Annotated in this window: 19 protein-coding genes; 10 read left to right on the top strand and 9 right to left on the bottom strand. The window is 71.4% G+C overall.

Annotation, left to right across the window (positions count from 1 at the left end):
• Positions 1 to 59: 59 nt before the first annotated feature.
• Genes AQI95_RS31965 through AQI95_RS31945 form a run of 5 tightly spaced genes read right to left on the bottom strand, consistent with a single transcriptional unit; the run spans position 60 to position 5,706 of the window.
• Complete coding sequence (locus AQI95_RS31965) at positions 60 to 1,370, bottom strand: DUF58 domain-containing protein (RefSeq protein WP_067131823.1); 1,311 nt, start codon at positions 1,368 to 1,370, stop codon at positions 60 to 62.
• Positions 1,370 to 2,359: an AAA family ATPase gene (locus AQI95_RS31960; RefSeq protein WP_107121804.1), complete on the bottom strand. Its 990-nt coding sequence runs from the start codon at positions 2,357 to 2,359 to the stop codon at positions 1,370 to 1,372. The genes AQI95_RS31965 and AQI95_RS31960 overlap by 1 nt, the downstream gene beginning before the upstream one ends.
• Positions 2,359 to 3,555, bottom strand: a complete 1,197-nt coding sequence (locus AQI95_RS31955) for a DUF4350 domain-containing protein (protein ID WP_067131817.1) — start codon at positions 3,553 to 3,555, stop codon at positions 2,359 to 2,361. Before AQI95_RS31955 ends, AQI95_RS31960 begins: the two co-directional genes overlap by 1 nt.
• Positions 3,552 to 4,331 carry a DUF4129 domain-containing protein gene (locus AQI95_RS31950; RefSeq protein ID WP_067131814.1) on the bottom strand — a complete coding sequence of 260 codons (780 nt, stop codon included), beginning with the start codon at positions 4,329 to 4,331 and terminating at the stop codon, positions 3,552 to 3,554. The genes AQI95_RS31955 and AQI95_RS31950 overlap by 4 nt, the downstream gene beginning before the upstream one ends.
• A 4-nt stretch (positions 4,332 to 4,335) precedes the next feature.
• Positions 4,336 to 5,706, bottom strand: a complete 1,371-nt coding sequence (locus AQI95_RS31945) for a DUF7847 domain-containing protein (protein ID WP_067131810.1) — start codon at positions 5,704 to 5,706, stop codon at positions 4,336 to 4,338.
• A 140-nt stretch (positions 5,707 to 5,846) separates the two neighbouring features.
• Here AQI95_RS31945 and mtnA point away from each other — a divergent pair, with 140 nt between their 5' ends.
• The 7 genes from mtnA to AQI95_RS31910 all read left to right on the top strand — a co-directional run bounded on the left by mtnA (position 5,847) and on the right by AQI95_RS31910 (position 14,790).
• Positions 5,847 to 7,010: an S-methyl-5-thioribose-1-phosphate isomerase gene (gene mtnA / locus AQI95_RS31940; protein WP_067131807.1), complete on the top strand. Its 1,164-nt coding sequence runs from the start codon at positions 5,847 to 5,849 to the stop codon at positions 7,008 to 7,010.
• A 169-nt stretch (positions 7,011 to 7,179) separates the two neighbouring features.
• On the top strand, positions 7,180 to 7,869 hold the full coding sequence (gene mtrA, locus AQI95_RS31935) for a two-component system response regulator MtrA (protein ID WP_191870552.1): 690 nt from the start codon (positions 7,180 to 7,182) through the stop codon (positions 7,867 to 7,869).
• Between the two features lies 1 nt (position 7,870).
• Positions 7,871 to 9,985, top strand: coding sequence for an MtrAB system histidine kinase MtrB (gene mtrB / locus AQI95_RS31930; protein WP_208614315.1), 2,115 nt, complete (start codon positions 7,871 to 7,873; stop codon positions 9,983 to 9,985).
• A complete protein-coding gene (locus tag AQI95_RS31925) occupies positions 9,975 to 11,813 on the top strand; it encodes an LpqB family beta-propeller domain-containing protein (protein WP_244188908.1) in 1,839 nt (612 codons plus the stop codon). The genes mtrB and AQI95_RS31925 overlap by 11 nt, the downstream gene beginning before the upstream one ends.
• A 158-nt stretch (positions 11,814 to 11,971) precedes the next feature.
• A complete protein-coding gene (locus AQI95_RS31920) occupies positions 11,972 to 12,841 on the top strand; it encodes a ComF family protein (protein WP_067131801.1) in 870 nt (289 codons plus the stop codon).
• A gap of 311 nt (positions 12,842 to 13,152) precedes the next feature.
• Positions 13,153 to 13,839 carry a ribosome hibernation-promoting factor, HPF/YfiA family gene (gene hpf / locus AQI95_RS31915; RefSeq protein WP_067131798.1) on the top strand — a complete coding sequence of 229 codons (687 nt, stop codon included), beginning with the start codon at positions 13,153 to 13,155 and terminating at the stop codon, positions 13,837 to 13,839.
• A 204-nt stretch (positions 13,840 to 14,043) separates the two neighbouring features.
• Positions 14,044 to 14,790 (top strand): response regulator, encoded by a 747-nt coding sequence (locus tag AQI95_RS31910; RefSeq protein WP_067131795.1) that lies wholly within the window; start codon positions 14,044 to 14,046, stop codon positions 14,788 to 14,790.
• A 41-nt stretch (positions 14,791 to 14,831) separates the two neighbouring features.
• Here AQI95_RS31910 and AQI95_RS31905 read toward each other — a convergent pair whose 3' ends face one another.
• Together AQI95_RS31905 and AQI95_RS31900 are read right to left on the bottom strand one after the other, a co-directional pair.
• On the bottom strand, positions 14,832 to 16,034 hold the full coding sequence (locus tag AQI95_RS31905) for a winged helix-turn-helix domain-containing protein (RefSeq protein WP_067131792.1): 1,203 nt from the start codon (positions 16,032 to 16,034) through the stop codon (positions 14,832 to 14,834).
• Between the two features lie 88 nt (positions 16,035 to 16,122).
• On the bottom strand, positions 16,123 to 16,692 hold the full coding sequence (locus AQI95_RS31900) for a GNAT family N-acetyltransferase (RefSeq protein WP_067131892.1): 570 nt from the start codon (positions 16,690 to 16,692) through the stop codon (positions 16,123 to 16,125).
• A 252-nt stretch (positions 16,693 to 16,944) separates the two neighbouring features.
• Between AQI95_RS31900 and secA the strand changes: the two genes are divergently transcribed.
• On the top strand, positions 16,945 to 19,752 hold the full coding sequence (secA, locus tag AQI95_RS31895; protein ID WP_067131789.1) for a preprotein translocase subunit SecA: 2,808 nt from the start codon (positions 16,945 to 16,947) through the stop codon (positions 19,750 to 19,752).
• 129 nt (positions 19,753 to 19,881) lie between these two features.
• Here secA and AQI95_RS31890 read toward each other — a convergent pair whose 3' ends face one another.
• Positions 19,882 to 20,406 carry an Rv3235 family protein gene (locus AQI95_RS31890; RefSeq protein ID WP_067131786.1) on the bottom strand — a complete coding sequence of 175 codons (525 nt, stop codon included), beginning with the start codon at positions 20,404 to 20,406 and terminating at the stop codon, positions 19,882 to 19,884.
• A 330-nt stretch (positions 20,407 to 20,736) separates the two neighbouring features.
• On the opposite strand from AQI95_RS31890, the gene AQI95_RS31885 reads away from it, so the two are divergent.
• Together AQI95_RS31885 and AQI95_RS31880 are read left to right on the top strand one after the other, a co-directional pair.
• Complete coding sequence (locus AQI95_RS31885; protein ID WP_067131782.1) at positions 20,737 to 21,249, top strand: DUF6912 family protein; 513 nt, start codon at positions 20,737 to 20,739, stop codon at positions 21,247 to 21,249.
• Between the two features lie 58 nt (positions 21,250 to 21,307).
• On the top strand, positions 21,308 to 21,976 hold the full coding sequence (locus AQI95_RS31880; protein ID WP_067131889.1) for an HAD family hydrolase: 669 nt from the start codon (positions 21,308 to 21,310) through the stop codon (positions 21,974 to 21,976).
• 103 nt (positions 21,977 to 22,079) lie between these two features.
• Here AQI95_RS31880 and AQI95_RS31875 read toward each other — a convergent pair whose 3' ends face one another.
• Positions 22,080 to 22,646 carry a DJ-1/PfpI family protein gene (locus AQI95_RS31875; RefSeq protein WP_067131780.1) on the bottom strand — a complete coding sequence of 189 codons (567 nt, stop codon included), beginning with the start codon at positions 22,644 to 22,646 and terminating at the stop codon, positions 22,080 to 22,082.
• Positions 22,647 to 23,074 lie beyond the last annotated feature (428 nt).

Here is a 23,074-nt window from a genome sequence, read left to right as displayed (position 1 = left end):
GGGGAACTTTTCACGGCAATTGAAACGCACTTTCCCCGGAGGGGGCGAGCCGGAGCAGATCAGAGCCGGCCCGCCGCCTTCAGGGCCAGATACGCATCGGCCAGCGCCGGCGCCAGATCCTCCGGCGTCGCGTCCACGACCGTCACCCCATGACGACGCAGCTGCTCAGCGGTGCGCTGACGTTCACTCTGCGCCTGAGCCGCCGCCGCGGCCTCGTACACCGCCTCCGTATTTCCTCGGGCCTTGGCCATGCGCGCGATGTGCGGGTCGGCCACCGAGGCGACCAGAAGAGTGTGCCGTTGAGTGAGTTGTGGAAGCACGGGGAGCAGACCCTGTTCCACAGGGGCCGCGTCGAGGGTTGTGAGCAGCACGATCAGGGAACGGCGAGGTGCCGTACGCAGAGCCGCTGCCGTGAGCCCGCGGGCATCGGTCTCGACGAGTTCCGGTTCCAGCGGAGCCATCGCGTTCACCAGGCCGGGCAGTGCGTCTCGTGCCGAGCGGCCCTGCACCAGCGCGCGTACTCGGCGGTCGTACGCGAGCAGGGCCACGCGGTCGCCGGCTCGTGAGGCGAGTGCCGCGAGGAGGAGTGCCGCGTCCATGGAGGCGTCGAGGCGTGGTGCGTCGCCCACGCGGCCGGCGGAGGTGCGGCCGGTGTCGAGGACGAGCAGGATGTGGCGGTCGCGTTCGGGGCGCCAGGTGCGGACGGCGACGGCGGACTGGCGGGCGGTGGCTCGCCAGTCGATCGAGCGGGTGTCGTCGCCGGGGACGTACTCGCGCAGGCTGTCGAACTCCGTCCCCTCGCCACGGGTCAGCACGCTCGTGCGGCCGTCGAGTTCGCGCAGACGGGCGAGTTTCGACGGGAGGTGCTTGCGGCTGGTGAAGGGCGGCAGGACCCGTACCGACCAGGGCAGCCTGTGGGTGCCCTGGCGGGAGAACAGGCCCAGGGGGCCGTAGGAGCGGATGGTCACGCGGTCGGCCTGGCGGTCGCCGCGTCGGGTGGGGCGCAGTCTGGTCGTCACACGTCTGCGTTCGCCCGAGGGCACGGTCAGGCGGTGACGCGAGGCCTCGATCTCGGTGCCGGGCTGCCAGCTGCTGGGCGGCCATGCGTCCCGCAGCTGTGCCCGCAGGGCGCGGCGGGACGGGTTGGTGATCGTGAGGGTGACGTCGGCGTTCTCGCCGAGGCGCGTGGAGGTGTCGCCGGACCGGGACAGGACGAGCTGTCGTACCGGTGCGGCGAGCGCGTAGTCGCAGGCGCAGGCGAGGGCCAGCGGGCCGTTGACCGCGAGGATGCCCGTCCAGCCGGGTTCCAGGATGCCGACGGGGATCGAACCGAGGGCCGCGAGGAGGGCGGCGCGTCCGGTGAGTGCCATCAGCGCGGGACCGGGACGTGCGTGAGGATGGCGTTGATGACGGAGTCTGCCGTCACGCCCTCCATCTCCGCTTCCGGACGCAGCTGGATCCGGTGCCGCAGGGTGGGCAGGGCGAGGGCCTTCACATCGTCGGGGATGACGTAGTCGCGGCCCGTCAGCCATGCCCAGGCGCGGGCGGCGGCCAGCAGAGCGGTGGCGCCGCGCGGGGAGACGCCGAGGGTGAGGGAGGGCGACTCCCGGGTGGCGCGGCAGATGTCCACGACGTAGGCGGTGATCTCGGGGGACACGGCCGTCTTGGCGACCGCGGCGCGGGCCGCTTCCAGGTCGGCGGGGCCGGCGACGGGGCGTACGCCGGCGGCGCGCAGGTCGCGCGGGTTGAAGCCCGAGGCATGGCGGGTCAGGACGTCGATCTCGTCCTGCCGGGAGGGCAGAGGGATCGTCAGTTTGAGGAGGAAGCGGTCCAGTTGGGCTTCGGGGAGGGGGTAGGTGCCCTCGTACTCGACCGGGTTCTGTGTCGCGGCGACCAGGAACGGCTCGGGGAGCGGGCGCGGAGTGCCGTCGACCGTGACCTGGCGCTCCTCCATGGCTTCGAGGAGGGCGGACTGGGTCTTGGGCGGGGTGCGGTTGATCTCGTCCGCGAGAAGGAGGTTGGTGAAGACCGGGCCGGGCTGGAAGGAGAACTCGGCGGTGCGGGTGTCGTAGACGAGGGAGCCGGTGACGTCGCTCGGCATGAGGTCCGGGGTGAACTGGACGCGCTTGGTGTCGAGTTCGAGTGCGGATGCGAGGGTGCGCACGAGCAACGTTTTGGCGACTCCGGGGACTCCTTCAAGGAGAACGTGTCCGCGGCACAGGAGAGCGACGACGAGGCCGGTCACGGTGGGGTCCTGGCCGACCACGGCTTTGGCGATCTCGGCGCGCAGGGACTCCAGGGAGGCGCGGGCGGTGCCCGCGTCCCCGGTGGTCCCGGCGTTGTCAGTGGTCGGGTCCATCATGGACGGCGTACCTCTCTTTCGAGGGCGTCGAGTTGGTCGGTCAGTGCGATGAGGGCCGCGTCGTCGCCGGGCGGCGGTCCGAAGAGGAGGGAGTGAAGGGCCTGTCCGTCGCCGGCGAGGTGAGCGGACAGGGCGGGGAGCACGACCTCGGGCGTGTGCGCCTGGGTGACGGGGACGCCGACGAGGGGGGCGAGCCGGGCGCGAGTGGTGGAGCGAAGAGCGTCGGCCGCGCGGTCGCGGGCGTCGGCCTTGCGGTAGAGGCGGGCGCGGCCTTCGGCGGTCTCGGAGGCGCGGATCGCGACGGGGAGTCTTTCGGGCACGAGGGGGCCGAAGCGGCGTGCCCGCCAGAGGGCGGCGACGGCCGCTGCGATGAACAGCTGCAGGGTGCCCCAGAACCAGCCCGAGGGGATCAGGTCCAGGAAGTTCTTCCGGTCACCGGCGTCGGTGGCCGAGGTGTCGGAGAGCGAGGGGAGGTACCAGACCAGATGGGGGCGGGAGCCGAGGAGTTGGAGGGCGAGCGAGGCGTTGCCCTGCTTGTCGAGCCGATTGTTGAGGAGGATGTCGGGCGAGCCGAGTACGACGGTGTCACCGCCCCCCGATGCCTCGGGGATGCGCAGCAGGGTGGCGAGGCGCTTGCTGGGGTAGCAGGCGTCGGCGTCGAGGTGGGTGGTGGTGTAGCGGATGCCGCCGGTGTCGGCGCTGCCCGCGCGCCTGGCCTCGGGCAGGGCGCAGTCGGGGGCGAGTGTGGTCGAGGTGCTGGTGGCGGGGTCCGCGGTGACTCCCGGGGCGAGTCGCTCGATGGACGGGCTGCCGGCCGCGACGAGCACGGTGCGCCCGCCGGAGGGCGCGGTGGCCATGCGCAGCTGGGCCTGCTGGCGGTCCGTCAGAAGGTCGGGTACGGCGACCAGAAGGGTGGTGTCGGGCCCGGCGGCGGCGCGCGCCGCGCCGAGCGTGGTGACGACCCGCGTGGAGACGCCCCGGTCGGCGAGGAGTTGGGCGACGGCGCGACTGCCGTAGGGGTCGACGGAGCGCGGGTCCAGTTGGCCGTGCCGGGTGGTGGAGCGTACGGCGGCCATGGCGACGGCCGCCGCCAGGATCAGCACGATGGCGAGGGCGATGCCCCGTGCGCGGGTCCAGGCCTGGCGTACCGGGGGCGCGGTGGAGGTCGTCGGCAGCGTGGCCTCGGCGGTCACTCGTCGGTCCCCTGGTGGGTGGTGTGGGCCGTACTGGTGGTGCTGTGGGCGAGTGCGGGCCTGGTGCGTTCGAGGTCGCGGTCGAGTTCGGCGATGCGGTGGTACGACTCCTCGGTCGCTCTGCGTCCGCCGTATGTCACGTCGTCGAACTCGCGGGCCGCGGCGCGCAGTCGGTCGGTGTGCGCGGGCAGGGTCCGGCCGGCCTCGGCCGCTGCCTCGTCCGCGGTGCGGCCCGGGCGGGCGTCGAGCAGGGTCCGCTCCTCCAGGGAGCGGACGATGGCCCGCATGCGTTCCTGTACGGCCTGGTTCCAGTGGCCCTGTGCCGCGTGTGCCTCTGCGGCCGCGCGGTGTTCCGCGGCGCTGCGGGGCCGGTCGTCGAACAGGGTGGCGGTGGAGGAAGGTTGCCGGCGGGGGGTGCCGAGGCGCCACCAGAGGGCGGCCAGGACGGCGACGACGAACAGGACCACGACGATCAGGCCGATCGTGCCGCCCGGTGTCGTCGAGGCGGCCGAGTCGAGCAGCCGGTCGAGCCAGTCCCAGAACGCCTTCAGCGCTCGCTGGAACAGCCCGGGGTCGTTCTCGTGGTACATCTGCTTGGACAGTTCGCGCCGAGCGGCCTCCCGCGCGGGGTCGCGCGGGACGGTCACGGGCGGCCCGTCCCCCGAGTCGGCTGCGGCGCGGACGACTGTGCCGGCCGTCCGCAGCAGGCCTCGTACGGCCGTGCCGCCGGTGCCCGGCGGGGCCGCCGCCGTGAGCACTCCCCCCGTGAGACTCACCGTGTCAGCTCCCCGGGACGGGACCGGGGGCGCCGGAGGTGCTCTGGACACCGGCGGCGCGGGCCAGTTCGAGGTCGAGGGCCTCGCGGCGGATGCGCTGGTCGATGTAGAGGAGCACGGTGACGCCCGCGCTGATCGGCAAGGTGAGCGCGGTACCGATCAGGGCGCCGATTCCCTGGATGATCAGGGCGGCCCAGCCGACGTGTCCGCCACTGGTGCCGAGCAGATTGTCCATGCCGTCGCCGCTCACGGCGGCAGCGATGGCGGTGAAGGGGATGCTGATGAGCGCCTCGACGATCCTGACGATGAGCCCGGTGAGCAGCAGGATGCCGAAGGTGCGCCACCAGGAACCGCGCACCAGCTTCGCGGAGCGGCTCAATGCCTTGACGATGCTCTGCCGTTCCAGCATCAGGGCGGGCGTCGACAGGCAGAAGCGGATCACCAGCCATGCCGAGACGACGGCGGCGGCCAGGATGCCGAGGGCCAGCAGTGCCGCCCCGCCGTTGTCGCTGCCGCCGACGGCCAGGACGAGAATGCCGGGCAGTGCTCCGGCGAACAGCACGCCGACGACGATCAGGCCCAGCAGGATGAGCAGCCCGAACAGCTTCAGGAGCTGCGGGCGGGCGTCTCGCCAGGCCTCGCCGATGCCGACCGGCCTGCCGAGAACGGCACGGCTGGTGATGGTCGTGAGCAGGGCGGTCGCGATGACCACGGCGATGCCGGAGATCAGTGTGACGATGCCGGTGCCGAGCATGACGTCGGGGAGGGCGCGGAACACCTCGTCGGGGTTGGCGTCGGTGCTGTCGACCCGCGTGTGCGCGAGGGCGTCGTTCAGGACGAAGCCTTGCACGAGGACGAGGCTGACGGCCGAGAAAAGGGCGACGACCAGCGAGATGCCGAGCACCGTGCGCCAGTAGGTGCGCATGGTGGAGACGGCGCCGTCGAGGATCTCGCCGACGCCGAGCGGGCGCAGCGGGATGACGCCGGGCTTGGCCGCGGGCGGAGGACCACCCCAGCCGCCGCCCCAGGCTCCGTAGCCGCCGGGGGTGCCGTAACCGCCGTAGCCGGGGGGCGGGCCGCCGTAGCTGCCGGGCCCGGGCCCGCCGGGTGGCCGGGGGCCCCAGCCTGGCCCGGGCGGCGGGGGCGGCGGGGCCTGGTTCGGGCTGGGGGCACCGGTGGGCGCCGACCACTGGCCGGGTGGCGGCTGCTCCTTGGACCACTTCACGCCTGGGTGCTGCGCGTTCTCGTCCGGCTGTGGTGCGGGTGTGCTGTCGCCGGGGCGGTCGGCAGGCTCGGCGGGACCGGACGCGCCGGGTTCCCGCCCCTCGTTCGACGGGGCGGATCCGGGCGAGGCCCAGCCCGGAGTGTCAGTCATCGAAGCTCCTTCTCGGTGCCCGTCCGCGGTCGCGGCGGCAGGTTGGCAGCCATCGTGCCATGGGGTGGTCGTCGGGGGACCGGCCGCGGTCGGGGCTGGATGCCTTCAATTGTCCGCCGGATACGGGGCAGACTGACGGCATGGCTGATCAGCAGGCGCGAACCGACGGGAACAGGCGGTCGACCCAGATACCGGTGATCCGATGGGAGGAACCACCAGAAGGCCCCGTGCTGGTGCTTCTCGATCAGACACGGCTGCCCTCCGAAGAAGTCGAGTTGGTGTGTACGGACGCGCCGGCGCTGGTGGAGGCGATCCGTTCGCTCGCCGTGCGCGGGGCGCCGGTGCTCGGGATCGCGGGCGCGTACGGTGTCGCACTCGCCGCCGTACGCGGCTTCGACGTGGCCGAGGCGGCACACGCGCTCGAGGGAGCCCGGCCCACCGCGGTGAACCTGTCCGTCGGTGTGCGCCGGGCCGAGGCCGCGCACCAGGCCGCGCTGGCGGAGACCGGTGATTCCACCGAGGCGGCCGCGGCGGCGCTGGCCGCTGCGCGGGCTCTCCACCGGGAGGATGCCGAGGCCAGCGCCCGGATGGCGGCCCACGGGCTGGCGCTGCTGGACGAGTTGCTGTCCGGTGGCGGGCACCGGATCCTCACCCACTGCAACACCGGCTCGCTGGTGTCGGGCGGTGAGGGCACGGCCTTCGCGGTGGCGCTCGCGGCGCACCGTGAGGGGCGGTTGCGGCGGCTGTGGGTGGACGAGACGCGTCCGTTGCTGCAGGGCGCCCGTCTGACGGCGTACGAGGCCGCGCGCAGCGGGATGGCGTACACCTTGCTCACCGACAACGCGGCGGGTTCTCTCTTCGCGGCCGGCGAGGTGGACGCGGTGCTGATCGGTGCGGACCGGATCGCGGCCGACGGCTCGGTGGCGAACAAGGTGGGGAGCTATCCGCTCGCCGTGCTGGCGCGGTACCACCATGTGCCGTTCATCGTGGTGGCGCCGGTGACCACGGTCGATCCGGGCACTCCTGACGGGGCGTCCATCGAGGTCGAGCAGCGACCCGGCTTCGAGGTGACCGAGGTCATGGCACCCCAGGCGCCGGTGACGGGAGTGGGGGGCGGGATTGCGGTGGCGCCCCTGGGGACGCAGGCGTACAACCCGGCGTTCGACGTGACACCGCCCGAGCTGGTGACGGCCATCGTCACCGAGGAGGGGGTCGTCTCACCGGTGACGGCCGAGGCTCTCACGGAGCTGTGCACGCGCTCACGGGGTGCTGCCGCCGTGCCTCGCGCGGGAGAGCCGTCCTGAGTCCCGCCGGTCCCGCCGGGGCCGGGACCGTTCCTCCGCCGGCATCCGGCAGTGACAGCGATGTCGGCGGACGGGGCGGACGGGGGCAGACAGTGACGGCTCCGTACGACTATCGTCACCGGCCAGTGACCTCGCTCACCAGCGCCTCTGTCACTGTTACGAGAATGGGATGATGTCGTTTATGAAGGGACGAGTCCTTGTCGTCGACGACGACACCGCACTGGCCGAGATGCTCGGCATCGTGCTGCGTGGTGAAGGTTTTGAGCCGTCTTTCGTAGCCGACGGCGACAAGGCGCTGGCCGCTTTTCGGGAGACCAAGCCCGATCTGGTGCTGCTCGACCTGATGCTGCCCGGACGGGACGGCATCGAGGTGTGCAGGCTGATCCGAGCCGAGTCCGGGGTGCCGATCGTGATGCTCACGGCGAAGAGCGACACCGTCGACGTGGTCGTGGGTCTGGAGTCGGGCGCCGACGACTACATCGTCAAGCCGTTCAAGCCCAAGGAACTGGTCGCTCGGATCCGCGCGCGCCTGCGCAGGTCGGAGGAGCCGGCGCCGGAGCAGCTGACCATCGGTGACCTGGTCATCGACGTGGCAGGGCACTCGGTGAAGCGGGACGGGCAGTCGATCGCGCTGACCCCGCTGGAGTTCGACCTGCTGGTCGCGCTCGCCCGTAAACCGTGGCAGGTGTTCACGCGCGAGGTGCTGCTCGAGCAGGTGTGGGGCTACCGGCACGCCGCCGACACGCGGCTCGTCAACGTGCATGTCCAGCGGCTGCGCTCCAAGGTCGAGAAGGACCCGGAGCGGCCGGAGATCGTCGTGACCGTCCGTGGCGTCGGTTACAAGGCCGGGCCGAGCTGACATGTCCGGGGACGGCGCCGCTTCGGCTCCCGGTCGGCCCGGGGCCCGTCCGGGGCGGCCTGTCGGCCGGACGGCAGGTGCGCGGTTCAGGAGTCTCTTCGAGGGCGGGCTGCTTGAGGGCGGGGTTCAGGGCAGCCCGGTCCTCCGGTTGTTCCTGCGCTGGGTGCGCCGTCCGCTGTTGCCGGTGATGCGGCTGTGGCGGCGCAACATCCAGCTGAGGGTCGTCGCCACGACGCTGGTGATGTCACTGGGTGTCGTCCTGCTGCTGGGCTTCGTCGTGATCGGGCAGGTGCGCAACGGCCTGCTGGACGCGAAGGTGAAGGCCTCGCAGAGCCAGGCCACGGGCGGTTTCGCGGTGGCCAAGCAGAAGGCCGACGAGGCGGCCAGCGGCGCCGGTACCGGTGCGGCGGCCGGTAGCGGCACCGCCGACGGCACGTCGGCCACGGACGGCCGCCAGTCGCAGAACGTCATCCAGTGGATGAGCGACCTCGTGGAGTCCCTGTCCAGCGGTGGCGCGGGCGCCTTCGACGTCGTCACGCTGCCCGTCGGTGACGACAGCGGCGGCGGGCGCAGTCCACGCGGCTCCGGGAACGTCAACCCGACCTCCAGCGTGCCCGCCGATCTGCGCGAGCGGGTGAACAGCGGGACGACGGCCGCGCAGAGCTACACCCGGATCGTGTACTCCAACGACAAGGACTCGCAGCCGGCACTGGTCATCGGCAAGCAGGTCAACGACCCCAACGGGCGGCCCTACGAGCTGTACTACCTCTTCCCGCTCACGCAGGAGGAGAAGTCCCTCAGCCTGGTCAAGGGCACACTCGCGACCGCAGGGCTGTTCGTCGTCGTCCTGCTCGGCGCCATCGCCTGGCTGGTGGTGCGCCAGGTCGTCACGCCGGTGCGGATGGCGGCCGGGATCGCCGAGCGGCTGTCCGCCGGGCGGCTGCAGGAGCGGATGAAGGTCACCGGCGAGGACGACATCGCGCGCCTGGGCGAGGCCTTCAACAAGATGGCGCAGAACCTCCAGGTGAAGATCCAGCAGCTGGAGGACCTGTCGCGGATGCAGCGCCGGTTCGTCTCGGACGTCTCGCACGAGCTGCGTACTCCGTTGACGACCGTCCGGATGGCCGCCGACGTCATCCATGAGGCACGCGAGGACTTCGACCCGGTGACCGCGCGGTCCGCGGAACTGCTCGCCGATCAGCTCGACCGGTTCGAGTCGCTGCTCGCGGACCTGCTGGAGATCAGCCGCTTCGACGCGGGCGCGGCGGCGCTGGAGGCCGAGGCGATAGACCTCAGGGAGGTCGTCCGGCGCGTGGTCAGCGGCGCCGAGCCGCTCGCGGAGCGCAAGGGCACGCACATACGCGTGGTCGGCGATCAGCAGCCCGTCGTCGCCGAGGCGGATGCCCGGCGGGTGGAGCGTGTGCTGCGCAACCTCGTCGTCAACGCCGTCGAGCACGGCGAGGGCAAGGACGTCATCGTCAAGCTCGCCTCGGCGGGCGGCGCGGTCGCCGTCGCGGTGCGCGACTACGGTGTGGGACTCAAACCGGGCGAGGCGACGCGCGTCTTCAGCCGCTTCTGGCGGGCGGATCCGGCACGCGCGCGTACCACCGGTGGTACGGGCCTCGGCCTGTCGATCGCGCTGGAGGACGCGCGGCTGCACGGCGGCTGGCTGCAGGCCTGGGGCGAGCCTGGCGGCGGTTCCCAGTTCCGGCTGACGCTGCCCAGGACCGCGGACGAGCCGTTGCGTGGCTCGCCGATACCGCTGGAGCCCAAGGACTCGCGTCGCAATCGCGGCCTCGACGAGGCCGGTCTGCCCGGCGGAGCCGAGGAGAAGCGGGCGACCGTTCCCGTGCAGCAGGGCGGTGCCCAGACGCCCGCGCTGCCGCCGCGCGCCCCGATCGTGCCGCGGCTGACCGGCGTCGCGCCCGCCGCCGATCCTGCCGCGCTGCCCGGAAACGGCAACGGCGCGCGCGTGGTGCCCCGGCCCACCGGTGGCGCACGGCGCGCGGACGACAAGGCCGCCGCGGATCCGGTGTCCGAGGGGGGCGCGGCCCGGCCGGACGTGAGCGGACCGCAGGACTCGACGGAGCCAGGGGAGGCATTTCGTGGGCGCTGACCGCAGGGGGGGCGCCCGGCCCAGCCCGGGACGCGCGGTGGCGTACGCCGCCTTGGGGGCCGTACTGCTGGCCGGTTGCGCCTCGATGCCCGACAGCGGGGACCTGAAGAACGTGGAGTCCACGCCGCGCCAGGACACCGGGGTCCGGGTGTTCGCCATGCCGCCGGCCGAGGGCGCCGGGCCCGCCGAGATCATGCAGGGCTTTCTGGAGGCGCTGACCAGCGACGACCCGGGGTACGACACCGCCCGCAAATACCTGGCGTCCGATGCGGCACGCACATGGCGGCCGGAGCAGTCGACGACGGTTCTCGCGGGCGGGCCGAGCATCGAGCCCGGCTGCCGGGCGGGTGGCAGCCCGGACCTGCCCAGCAGCATCACCTGTGTCCTGGCGGGCAGCCGGGTCGCGACCGTGGACGGACAGCAGGCGTACCAGCCGGTCGGCGGCTCCTACCGCACGAAGGTGCACCTCACGCGGAACCCCAAGGACGGGCAGTGGCGCATCGACAAGCTGCCCGACGGTGTCGTCATGGGCAAGTCTGACTTCCAGCGCAACTACACGTCCGTCGACAAGTACTACTTCGCCTCCGACACGGTGGTCAGGCCGACGGGGCAGCCGGTGGCGGTCGCCGATCCGGTGTTCGTGCGCAGCAAGGTGGACCCGATGACCCAGATGGTCCGTTCGCTGCTGGCCGGCCCCAGCCGCTGGCTCGGGCCGGTCGTCACGTCCAGCTTCCCGACCGGTACGGCCCTGCAGAAGGACGCGTCGGGCCTGGCGCCGGACGACCAGAACAAGCTGACGGTGCCGCTGAACCTGAAGGACTCCCAGGTCACGGGCGCCAGGTGCACACAGATGGCGACGCAGGTGCTGTTCACCCTGCGGAACCTGGCGCCGACGCTGGAGTCCGTCGAACTGCAGGACGCAGGCCGCCACCGGCTGTGCGACCTGAGCGAGGAACGCGCCGAGTCCGCCGCCTGGCACGGCTCGGCCAAGAGCCCTGACAACCTGTACTACCTCGACGGAAAGCACCGGCTGGTTCGGATGCCGACGGGGAGTACGACGACCACCAGCGCCCTCGCGGTGCCGGGGCCGCTGGGCGAGGGCGAGAAGACGCTCGAGTCGGTGGCGGTGTCGCGGGACGAGCACTATGCAGCCGGGGTCGGCGACCAGGGCAGATCGCTGTACGTGACGTCGCTGACGTCGGGTGCTTCGCTCGGGAGCGCGCTGGTGAGCAGCCAGGGCCCGACCGCGGCCGACCGGCTGACGACGCCGAGCTGGGACGCCCGCGGTGACCTGTGGGTGGCCGACCGCGACCCGCGCCGTCCACGGCTCTACGTCCTGGGGCAGGGTGCCTCCAAACCCGAGCAGGTCGCGGTCCCGGATCTGTCCGGTCACATCACGGACGCGCGGGTGGCGGGCGACGGCGCGCGGATCGCGCTGGTCGTGGAGAAGGACGGCAAGCAGTCCCTGCTCATCGGCCGCATCCAGCGCGACGACGGGACCGGGCAGGGGACGTCGGTCGTCGAACTGCGCTCGGCCGCGCCCGACTTGGAGCAGGTCAGCGCCCTGTCGTGGGCGGGGGACAGCAGGCTGCTCGTCGTCGGCCGCGAACAGGGCGGCGTGCTGCAGATGCGGTACGTCCAGGTCGACGGCTCCACGCTCGACGGTCCGGCGCCGGGCGGGCTGCCCGGCGTCAAGGCGATCGCCGCGTCCGAGGACGAGCGGGTGCCGCTGGTGGCCTACTCGGACGACGGGATCGTACGGCTGCCGTCCGGGGCGCAGTGGCAGAAGGTGGACAAGGACGGGACTGCACCGGTCTACCCGGGCTGAGCACCGCGTCGCGTACCCGCGGCTCCCGTGTGGGTGAGGGACGGGTGAGGGACGGTCGCGTGGGTGACCGGCGGTGCGGTGCGCGGTACCCGGCGTTGTCCACAGGGGGTTTTCCACAGGGGTGGCCGGGCCGCTTCGGCATTGGCACAGTGGAGCACATGCGGGGGTGGTGGCGGGACCTCACCGACCTGGTGCTGCCGACCGACTGCGCGGGCTGCGGAGCACCTCGTACGGCGCTCTGCCCGCGGTGCCGGGCCGCGCTGTGCGGGCGGGCGCCGCAGCGGGTGCGGCCGCTGCCGGAGCCGGCCGGGCTGCCGGTGGTGCACGCGGCCGCTCCATACGCGGAGGAGGTGCGCACGCTGCTTCTCGCGCACAAGGAGCGGGGCGCGCTCGCACTCGCGGGAGTGCTGGGTACGGCTCTGGCGGCAGCCGTGAGGGCGGGGCTCGGCGGCAGTGGTGCCGGTGGCGGCCACTGCGGTGCAGCGGGTCTTCGGCCCGTGCTGCTCGTCCCCGTGCCCTCCGCCCGGTGGGCGGTGCGGGCGCGTGGGCACGATCCGGTGCGGCGGATGGCGCTCGCGGCGGCGGGCGAGCTGCGGCGCACCGGCACGCCGGCCCGGGTGGCCGCCGTGCTGCGCCAGCGGCGGACCGTGGCCGACCAGGCAGGGCTCGACGCGCGGCAGCGCCTTGCGAACCTCGCGGGCGCGCTGGAGGTCGTGGCGTCCGGTGCCCGGCTGCTCGGCACCGGACGCGTGGTGCTCGTCGACGACCTGATCACGACGGGCGCCAGCCTCGCGGAGGCGGCGAGAGTCGTACGGGAGGTGGCGGAAGAGCTAACCGGAGTGGGAACAGCCGTGTACGAGGCCGTAACTCGGGAAGGAAGGGATGAACAACGGATCGGAGCACGGCCGGAGAGCGGGAAGTGGATGCATGGTGCACCGGAAAAGGCGGCGGTGAACGCCCCTGTGCTCGCACTTCATGCGGCCGTGATCGCCGCTCCGCGGGATTCCTTTGAAATAAACAGGAACTGACCGCCGACTTGCATCGTTGCAGGTAGTGAGTGCCGCAATCCACCTGAACGGAGGTACGCCGGAGTAGAGGGTGACGACATCCGTCCGGGCGAGATATGTTCGGTTGTGAGGAAAGGCGCAGGCCACACCTCTCATATCCGAATGTCGTGGCGCGGGTTTTCCGCAATCGCCCGCGCTCCTGGGGTGGAGATCTCACCCGTGGGGGAGGAGGAGGTGAAGTCACCGAGTCCGAGGTCCGGGGCTCACCGGACCTGGTGCAAAAGGGAGATGCTCCGCCGATCGAGCGGAGTGATCCGGGAACGGAGTTCTGCGTGGACATCGTCGTCAAAGGCCGCAAGACCGAGGTGCCCGAGCGGTTCCGCAAGCACGTGGCCGAGAAGCTGAAGCTGGAGAAGATCCAGAAGCTCGACGGCAAGGTGATCAGCCTCGACGTCGAGGTGTCCAAGGAGCCCAACCCCCGACAGGCCGACCGTTGTGACCGAGTGGAGATCACCCTTCGCTCCCGCGGTCCGGTGATCCGGGCGGAGGCGGCGGCCAGCGACCCGTACGCGGCACTCGACCTGGCTGCGGAGAAACTGGACGCCCGGCTGCGCAAGCAGCACGACAAGCGGTTCTCGCGCCGTGGCGCACGGCGGATCTCGGCGGCCGAGGTCCCCGACCATGTCCCGGGTGCGGCCACGCTGAACGGCAACGGTCTCCCCGTCCAGGAGGACGAAGCGGACGGAGTGCCGACGAAGAAGATCGGCTCGCTGGAGATCAAGGGGGACGGCCCCCTCGTCGTCCGCGAGAAGACCCACGTCGCCGCGCCGATGAGCCTCGACCAGGCTCTCTACGAGATGGAGCTGGTCGGCCACGACTTCTACTTGTTCGTCGACGCGGAGACGAAGGAACCGAGCGTCGTCTACCGGCGACACGCCTACGACTACGGTGTGATCCACCTCAACACCGACCCGATGGTCGCGCAACTGCCCGAGGCGGGGAGCACGCTGGGCGGCTGACCGACCCGGCCGAAGCCGAGCCAGTGCCCCTGGAAGCGCGTGTGCGCCCCCAGGGGCACCTGCGTGCGACCACTTCACGCCCCACACGTCACCTCGGTGTCGCCTGGGCATGAAATCATGGCCGGACCGGCCCAACCGGTGGGCCGCTGCCTTGGGTTGGCGATGGCACAGGACCACAGGCCACAGCCTTCAGGGGGAGGAACGATGGCGGACACCTTCGGACCGATGCGGGACGACGACGGTGACGACGGTGTCATCGGCATGGGCCCGGACGCGGGCTCCGCACGCGCGGAGCCGATCAGAGTCCTGGTCGTGGACGACCACGCCCTCTTCCGGCGTGGACTGGAGATCGTCCTTGCGGCCGAGGAGGACATCCAGGTCGTCGGCGAGGCCGGAGACGGTGCCGAGGCCGTGGACAAGGCCGCGGATCTGCTGCCCGACATCGTGCTGATGGACGTCCGCATGCCCAAGCGCGGTGGGATCGAGGCCTGCACCTCCATCAAGGAGGTCGCCCCCAGCGCCAAGATCATCATGCTGACGATCAGCGACGAGGAGGCCGACCTCTACGACGCGATCAAGGCGGGCGCCACCGGATACCTCCTCAAGGAGATCTCCACGGACGAGGTGGCGACCGCCATCCGCGCGGTGGCCGACGGGCAGTCGCAGATCAGTCCGTCCATGGCGTCCAAGCTCCTCACCGAGTTCAAGTCGATGATCCAGCGCACCGACGAGCGCCGGCTGGTGCCCGCGCCGCGGCTGACCGACCGGGAGCTGGAGGTCCTCAAGCTCGTCGCGACGGGGATGAACAACCGGGACATCGCCAAGGAGCTGTTCATCTCCGAGAACACCGTGAAGAACCACGTCCGCAACATCCTGGAGAAGCTCCAGCTGCACTCCAGGATGGAAGCCGTGGTCTACGCGATGCGCGAGAAGATCCTCGAGATCCGCTGACGGCCGCAGCTCTGCGGGCGGACCCCTCCGATCGCGGAGATCTAGGCGAGAGCGCGGGCCAGTTCCCTCGTCAGGGGCTCGCGCAGATCGGGGGCGTCCACGCGCTCCACGCGGACGTCCGAGCAGTTCACCCAGGTGGCCGCCTCGATCAGGGCCTGGGCGACCGACGGCACCGCCTTGGGGCCGTCCACGGTGACCTGCTTGGCCACCAGCGTGCGCCCCTCGCGCGCCGGGTCCACGCGCCCCACCAGCCGGCCGCCCGCGAGCACCGGCATGGCGAAGTAGCCGTAGACCCGCTTCGGCTTGGGCACGTACGCCTCCAGGCGGTGGGTGAAGCCGAAGATCCGCTCCGTGCGCGCCCGCTCCCAGATCAGCGAGTCGAACGGCGACAGCAGCGTGGTGCGATGGCGGCCGCGCGGCGGTGCCGCCAGGGCCTCCGGGTCGGCCCAGGCGGGCTTGCCCCAGCCCTCGACCTCGACCGGGACCAGCCCCGAGTCGGCGATGACCGCGTCGACCTGCTCGCCCTTGAGACGGTGGTAGTCGGCGATGTCCGCGCGCGTGCCGACGCCGAGCGACTCACCGGCCAGGCGGACCAGGCGGCGCAGGCACTCGGTGTCGTCCAGCTCGTCGTGCAACAGCGTGTCCGGGACGGCGCGCTCGGCGAGGTCGTACACCCGCTTCCAGCCGCGGCGCTCGACGCACACCACCTCGCCGTACATCAGCGCGCGCTCCACCGCGACCTTGGTGCCGGACCAGTCCCACCACTCGTTGGTCTTCTTCGCGCCGCCCAGTTCCGTGGAGGTCAGCGGGCCCTCCGCGCGCAGCTGCTTGATGACCTGGTCGTAGGCGCCCTCGGGCAGCTCGTGGTTCCAGTGCGGCCGGTCGCGGTAGGCGCGGCGGCGGAAGGCGAAGTGCGGCCACTCCTCGACGGGGAGGATGCACGCCGCGTGCGACCAGTACTCGAAGGCGTGCGGGCGGGCCGACGACGCGCCGGCGGACGAAGGCTCCCAGTAGGCGGCCTCGACCGTCTTGCGGCCGACCGCGCCGAGCCGGGCGTACGGCACCAGTTCATGGGAGCGGGCGAGGACCGAGATCGTGTCGAGCTGGACCGCGCCGAGGTGGCGCAGCACCCCGCGCACCCCGGCCCGCCGGTCGGGCGCGCCGAGGAAGCCCTGGGCGCGCAGGGCGATACGGCGGGCGTCGTCCGCGGTGAGGGTGGTGGTCGGGCGCGGCAGGGTCGTCATGCCCCCGGACGATAGTGGGAGCCACTGACAATCCTCGGTGACCTGGGGAAACGCTCCTGGGTGCGCAGCAGCGGGCAGCAGCGGGCGGTCAGGAGCGGGCGGGCAGATACGGCGCCGTGGACGGCAGGCCCAGGTCCGAGGGGAGCAGGGATCCGACCCAGCAGTCCCGGCGGACACCCTTGTTGTTGATCGCGGAGCGCAGGGTGCCCTCGATGGTGAAACCCGCCCGTTCCGCCACCGCGCGGGAGGCGTGGTTGCCGACCTCGGCGCGCCACTCGACCCGGTCGACGCCGACCTCGGTGAAGATCCACCGGCAGGCGGTGAGGGCGGCCTCGGTGACATAGCCGCGGCCGCGGTGCTCCTTGGTCGCCCAGAAGCCGACCTCCGCCACACCGAGCGAGAGCATGGTGAGACCGAGCATGCCGGCGAGTTCCCCGCCGGCGAGGAAGACGCCGAACGTGAACATCGAACCCTGGGCCCAGCCGTCGGGGACGAGCTGCTCGGTGAAACCGCTCGCGTGTTCGAGTAGATACGGTGAGGGCACTGTGGTCCAGCGCTGGATGTCCGGGTCCTGCGCGGCCTCGTACACCGGCTGGGTGTCGTGCGGGCCGACCGTGCGCAGGACCAGGCGGTCCGTGGTGAGTGTGACGGGTTCCATCGACCGATTGTGCTCGGCCGCACGCGCGTGGGCCATCTGTTTTCGCTGCGCGTGAGCGCGTGATCACATTTCGCGCAATTCCTCGCGTCGATGCGGCACTATCGCCCTGCCCCGTCCGTTGTCCTGGTTGACGCAGCCACCGGGTGGCCAGGCCTCCCGGCCCAGCCCGGTCCTCGCATACGATGGCCGTTGCTCAGTAGGTCAAATGGAAACCGACCGTCCCAGGCCCGACCGGCAAGGAGACAAACCCCCGTGTCCGTCCTCTCGAAGATCATGCGTGCAGGCGAAGGCAAGATCCTGCGCAAGCTGCACCGCATCGCGGACCAGGTCAACTCCATCGAAGAGGACTTCGTCGACCTCTCCGACGCCGAGCTGCGGGCCCTCACCGAGGAGTACAAGCAGCGGTACGCCGATGGTGAGAGCCTGGACGACCTGCTCCCCGAGGCGTTCGCCACCGTCCGTGAGGCTGCCAAGCGCGTGCTCGGCCAGCGGCACTACGACGTGCAGATGATGGGTGGCGCCGCCCTCCACCTCGGCTATGTCGCCGAGATGAAGACCGGCGAGGGCAAGACCCTCGTCGGCACGCTGCCCGCGTACCTGAACGCGCTGTCCGGTGACGGCGTGCACATCGTCACGGTCAACGACTACCTGGCCGAGCGCGACTCCGAGATGATGGGCCGTGTCCACAAGTTCCTGGGCCTGGACGTCGGCTGCATCCTCGCCAACATGACGCCGGCCCAGCGCCGCGAGCAGTACGCGTGCGACATCACCTACGGCACGAACAACGAGTTCGGCTTCGACTACCTGCGCGACAACATGGCGTGGTCGCAGGACGAACTGGTCCAGCGCGGCCACAACTTCGCGATCGTCGACGAGGTCGACTCCATCCTGGTCGACGAGGCCCGTACGCCGCTGATCATCTCCGGCCCGGCCGACCAGGCCACCAAGTGGTACGGCGACTTCGCCAAGCTGGTCCTGCGCCTGAAGAAGGGCGAGGCGGGCAACCCGCTCAAGGGCATCGAGGAGACCGGCGACTACGACGTCGACGAGAAGAAGCGCACGGTCGCCATCCACGAGTCCGGTGTCAGCAAGGTCGAGGACTGGCTGGGCATCGACAACCTCTACGAGTCGGTGAACACCCCGCTCGTGGGTTATCTGAACAATGCCATCAAGGCCAAGGAACTCTTCAAGTGCGACAAGGACTACGTCGTCATCGACGGCGAGGTCATGATCGTCGATGAGCACACCGGCCGTATCCTCGCCGGCCGCCGCTACAACGAGGGCATGCACCAGGCGATCGAGGCGAAGGAAGGGGTGGACATCAAGGACGAGAACCAGACGCTCGCCACGATCACCCTGCAGAACTTCTTCCGCCTCTACGGCAAGCTCTCCGGCATGACCGGTACGGCGATGACCGAGGCCGCCGAGTTCCACCAGATCTACAAGCTCGGCGTGGTCCCGATCCCGACCAACAAGCCGATGGTCCGCAAGGACCAGTCGGACCTGATCTACCGCACCGAGGTCGCCAAGTTCGAGGCCGTCGTCGACGACATCGCCGAGAAGCACGAGAAGGGCCAGCCGATCCTCGTCGGCACGACGTCCGTCGAGAAGTCGGAGTACCTCTCGCAGCAGCTCAGCAAGCGCGGCATCCAGCACGAGGTGCTCAACGCCAAGCAGCACGAGCGTGAGGCGTCGATCGTCGCGCAGGCCGGCCGCAAGGGCGCGGTGACCGTGGCCACCAACATGGCCGGCCGTGGTACGGACATCAAGCTCGGCGGCAACCCCGACGACCTCGCCGAGGCCGAGCTGCGCCAGCACGGCCTCGACCCCGAGGAGCACATCGAGGAGTGGGCGCAGGCACTGCCCGCCGCCCTGGAGAAGGCCGAGCAGGCGGTCAAGGCCGAGTTCGAGGAGGTCAAGGACCTCGGCGGCCTCTACGTGCTGGGCACCGAGCGGCACGAGTCGCGCCGTATCGACAACCAGCTGCGCGGTCGTTCCGGCCGTCAGGGCGACCCCGGCGAGTCCCGCTTCTACCTCTCGCTCGGCGACGACCTGATGCGCCTGTTCAAGGCCCAGATGGTCGAGCGCGTGATGTCCATGGCCAACGTGCCGGACGACGTGCCGATCGAGAACAAGATGGTCACGCGTGCGATCGCGTCCGCGCAGTCGCAGGTCGAGCAGCAGAACTTCGAGACCCGTAAGAACGTTCTGAAGTACGACGAGGTCCTCAACCGGCAGCGCGAGGTCATCTACGGCGAGCGCCGGCGCGTGCTGGAGGGCGAGGATCTGCACGAGCAGGTCCAGCACTTCATGGCCGACACGATCGACGCGTACGTCGGCGCGGAGACCGCCGAGGGCTTCCCCGAGGACTGGGACCTGGACCGGCTGTGGGGCGCCTTCAAGCAGCTCTACCCGGTGAAGGTCACCATCGAGGAGCTGGAGGAGACGGCCGGCGACCGGGCCGGTCTGACCGCCGAGTTCATCTCCGAGTCCATCGAGGACGACATCCGCGAGCAGTACGAGGCGCGTGAGGTCCAGCTCGGCTCCGAGATCATGCGGGAGCTGGAGCGCCGGGTCGTGCTGTCGGTCCTCGACCGCAAGTGGCGCGAGCACCTCTACGAGATGGACTACCTCCAGGAGGGCATCGGCCTGCGCGCGATGGCGCAGAAGGACCCGCTGGTCGAGTACCAGCGCGAGGGCTTCGACATGTTCACCGCGATGATGGAGGGCATCAAGGAGGAGTCCGTCGGCTATCTGTTCAACCTGGAGGTCCAGGTCGAGCAGCAGGTCGAGGAGGTCCCGGTCGAGGCCGCGGAGCCGGTCGGCGAGGGCCAGGAGACGGTTCCGGCGCAGGCCGGGGCGCGTCCGGAGATCCGTGCCAAGGGGCTGGACGTCCCGCAGCGGCGGGACCTGCACTTCTCGGCGCCGACCGTGGACGGCGAGGGCGGCATCGTGGAGCGCGACCTCGAGGACGACGAGCCGGTGCGCTCCGAGTCGGACGGGCTGACGCGGGCGGAGCGGCGGCGGCAGGCCAAGGGCGGGCGTCGTCGTAAGAAGTAGCGCGTAAGAAGTAGCGCGTCAGAAGTGGCGCGTCGCTGCGGTGAGTCGACCGCGGAGAAGGGCCGGTTCCTCATGGGGACCGGCCCTTCCGCGTCGCTCCTTCGCCCCGGCTCGCGGCGCCCTGCGCCGTCAGGCGTCCTGTACCGCGGCGGGCCGGGGGCCGGTTTCCACCGCCGTGCAGCGCCAGCGGAGGTCCTGGCCCAGTTCCAGGCGGAAGGCGAGGGCGCGGAGCCGGTCGCCGGCGGCGATACGGGCGAAGACCTCGAGGGCGCCTTCGCCGGGCACGTAGTAGCCGATGTCGTGGACGACGGGGCGGGAGCCCCGGGTGCGCAGCGGGCTGCGCTCGGCGAGGCGGGCCAGGTCGTCGTAGGCGCGGCCGACGGTGTGCCGGAGCATCCAGTGGACGGGCCGCTGACCGCTCAGGACGGCCAGCAGGCGCTCGGCGAAGAGGTCGGTGGGGCGTACCGGCGGCGGGGCGGTCTGCGGCGCTGTGCGGGCCGTGCTCGCGTTTCGGGGTGCGGCGGCCGGCATCTCCCGCCTGCCCCTGTGCGTCGGCTTCCGGGGCGGGGCGCCGCCCGGGCGGCGGGTGTCGTGGCGGGTCGGCGGGCGGTGGCGAGGGCGGGACTGGGCGGTGCGGTTCATGACCTTGTTCATCGAGGTCCCCGTTCGGCGGGCCCGGTCGGTACCGGGCGGTAACTCGCTGGTGGGGATCTTGTACGGGGGCCGGGAGCGGGGTGGCAAGGACGGCGGGAGGGGCGCGGGAGGGGCAGAGAGGTTCACCTATCCGAGGGAGGAAGGGTGCGCCGGTCCCTGGGAGATGGCGGGTGCACCGGGTGAATTCGCGGCCTGGAGTGGACGGCTTCCCGGGTGTGGGCACAGACCCGAAAGGGGACGGGCGCACGTATCCTGAAGGCCCTCCGGGAGACGCGGCAGCCGGCCTTCCCGGGGCCCAGCGGAGCCTTTGAACAGGAAAGAGCGGCCAGCATGCGCGTCTACGTCCCCCTGACCCTCCCCGGTCTCGCCGAGGCGCACAGGACGGGTGAGCTGGGGAGCGGCCCCTTCGCCGCGTACGCCGTCACGCCCGCTCTGCGCGAGTGGTACGTCTCCGAGGACATTGAGGAACTGGAGTACGCGGCGCTCAGCCGGGCCGCGCTGGCCTCGCTGCGGCTGCTGGCGGCGGAACCGGGTGCGGTACGGCGCCGGGTCGTGGTCGCGGTGGACGTGGCCGACGGCGCCGCGAGCGTCGACACGGACCGCGGGCTCGACCCGGCCGCCCTCGGCGAGGTGACCGTGTCGGCGAGCGTGCCGCTCGCCAAGGCGGCGGCCGTGCATGTCGACGCCGACGACGCGGAGCAGGACATGACCGCGGCGGCGGATGCGCTGGAGGCGGCCGACGGCGGGAACGACGACGCGCAGTTCGTCGTGGACGGCGCCGACGACCACGAGCTGCTGTGGTACGCCACGCAGGAGATCCCCAGCCTGATCGGGCCCGCCTGACCTGGTCCGCAGCGGTCGGCAGCCTTCGTTGTCAGTGGTGGCGGGTACGGTCTTCGGCATGGGGATGCACGGAAACGCGCACATCGTCTGGGACTGGAACGGCACGCTGTTCCACGACACCGACGCGATCATCGGGGCGACGAACGCGGCCTTCGCCGAGCTGGGGCTCGCGCCGATAACGCTGGAGCAGTACCGCTCGCTGTACTGCGTGCCGGTGCCGAAGTTCTACGAGCGGCTGATAGGCCGGCTGCCCACCGACGCCGAGTGGGAGCTGATGGACGGGATCTTCCACCGGCACTACGCCGAGCACCGGGGGCGGTGCGCTCTGACCGAGGGGGCGGCGGAGCTGCTCGCGGGGTGGCGGTCGGCGGGGCACAGCCAGTCGCTGCTCAGCATGTATGTGCACGAGGAGCTGGTGCCGCTCGTGCGGGGGTTCGGGATCGAGACGCACTTTCTGCGGGTCGACGGGCGGACGGGCCCGTCCGGAGGCAGCAAGGCCGAGCACATGGTGCGGCATCTGCAGGCGCTGAGCGGGTCCGTGGAGCCGGCGCGGACCGTGGTGATCGGGGACGCGGCGGACGACGCGGTCGCGGCACGGAGAGCGGGGGCCCAGGCGGTGCTCTACACCGGGGGGTCGCACAGCCGGGCCAGCCTGGAGGAAGCGGGGGTGCCCGTGGTGGACACATTGGCGCAGGCCGTGGAGGAAGCGCAGCGCATAGCCGCGTAGCCGCCCGTGCCGGTGCCACGCGGCCGGCGGCGGCCCGGAAGCGGCACGGTGGCCCGGAAGCGGCCCGGAACCGAGACGCCCACGGGCCTGCCGCGAAGACGGCTCAGTCCGCCGGTGCCGTCGCCCGCAGCACCTTCAGGAACTCGCGCATCCAGGCCGGGTGGTCCGGCCAGGCCCGGGAGGAGACGAGGGTGCCGTCGACCACGGCCTCGGTGTCCTGGAAGCCCGCCCCGGCAGCCTGCATGTCCGGCTCGAGCGCGGGGTACGCCGTGACGCGGCGGCCGCGCAGGCTGTCGATGGCCGCGGTGAGCAGCGGACCGTGGCAGATCTGGGCGACCGGCTTGTCGGAGTCGAAGAAGGCCTTGAGGATCTTGCGCAGTTCGGGATCGTTGCGCAGATACTCGGGGGCCCGGCCGCCGGGGACGACGACGGCGACGTACTCGCCGGGGTCCACGTCGGAGAAGGCCAGGTCGGCGGGCCAGGTGTAGCCCGGTTTCTCGGTGTAGGTGTCGTAACCGGGTTCGAAGTCGTGGACGACGAAGCGCAGGGTCTTGCGGGAGGGGGCGGCGATGTGGACCTCGTAGCCTTCCTCGCGAAGCCGCTGGTAGGGGTAGAGGACTTCGAGGGACTCCGCCGCGTCGCCGGTGACGATCAGGATCTTCGCGGGCATGTCGGCTCCTCCGGGTGCTCCGAGGTGCTCCTGTACTGCGGGGCGGGACGCACGTCCCTCGGCAACGTGCCAAGACCGGGCGTGCCTGCCAAGAGTGCCGCGACGGTTCCGGCCCGCCTCCGGGCGCCGAGGATCCACCCGGGTGTCAGGGCGCCCTGTACTCAGAGTGCGGTCGCGGCACCCCCGGCGCGACCGGACGTCACACCCGCCTCGACGGCATCCGCCTGCGCCGCACCCACCCCACCGCACCCGACTCCACCGGTCGCCCCATGCGCCACCGAAACCCCACCACACCCGCCCGCCACCCTCACCGGATACGTCACCACGCCCCACACCGCCGCTGTGCAGAACGTCAAACTTCACCCCTTGGTTTTGTACACATACGGCTCATGACGGGCCCCGGGTGAGGAGCGATAGCCTTGTGGCGT

This window comes from Streptomyces yokosukanensis, assembly GCF_001514035.1.
Lineage (GTDB): Bacteria > Actinomycetota > Actinomycetes > Streptomycetales > Streptomycetaceae > Streptomyces > Streptomyces yokosukanensis.
This window is presented reverse-complemented; position numbering and strand designations above follow the sequence as displayed.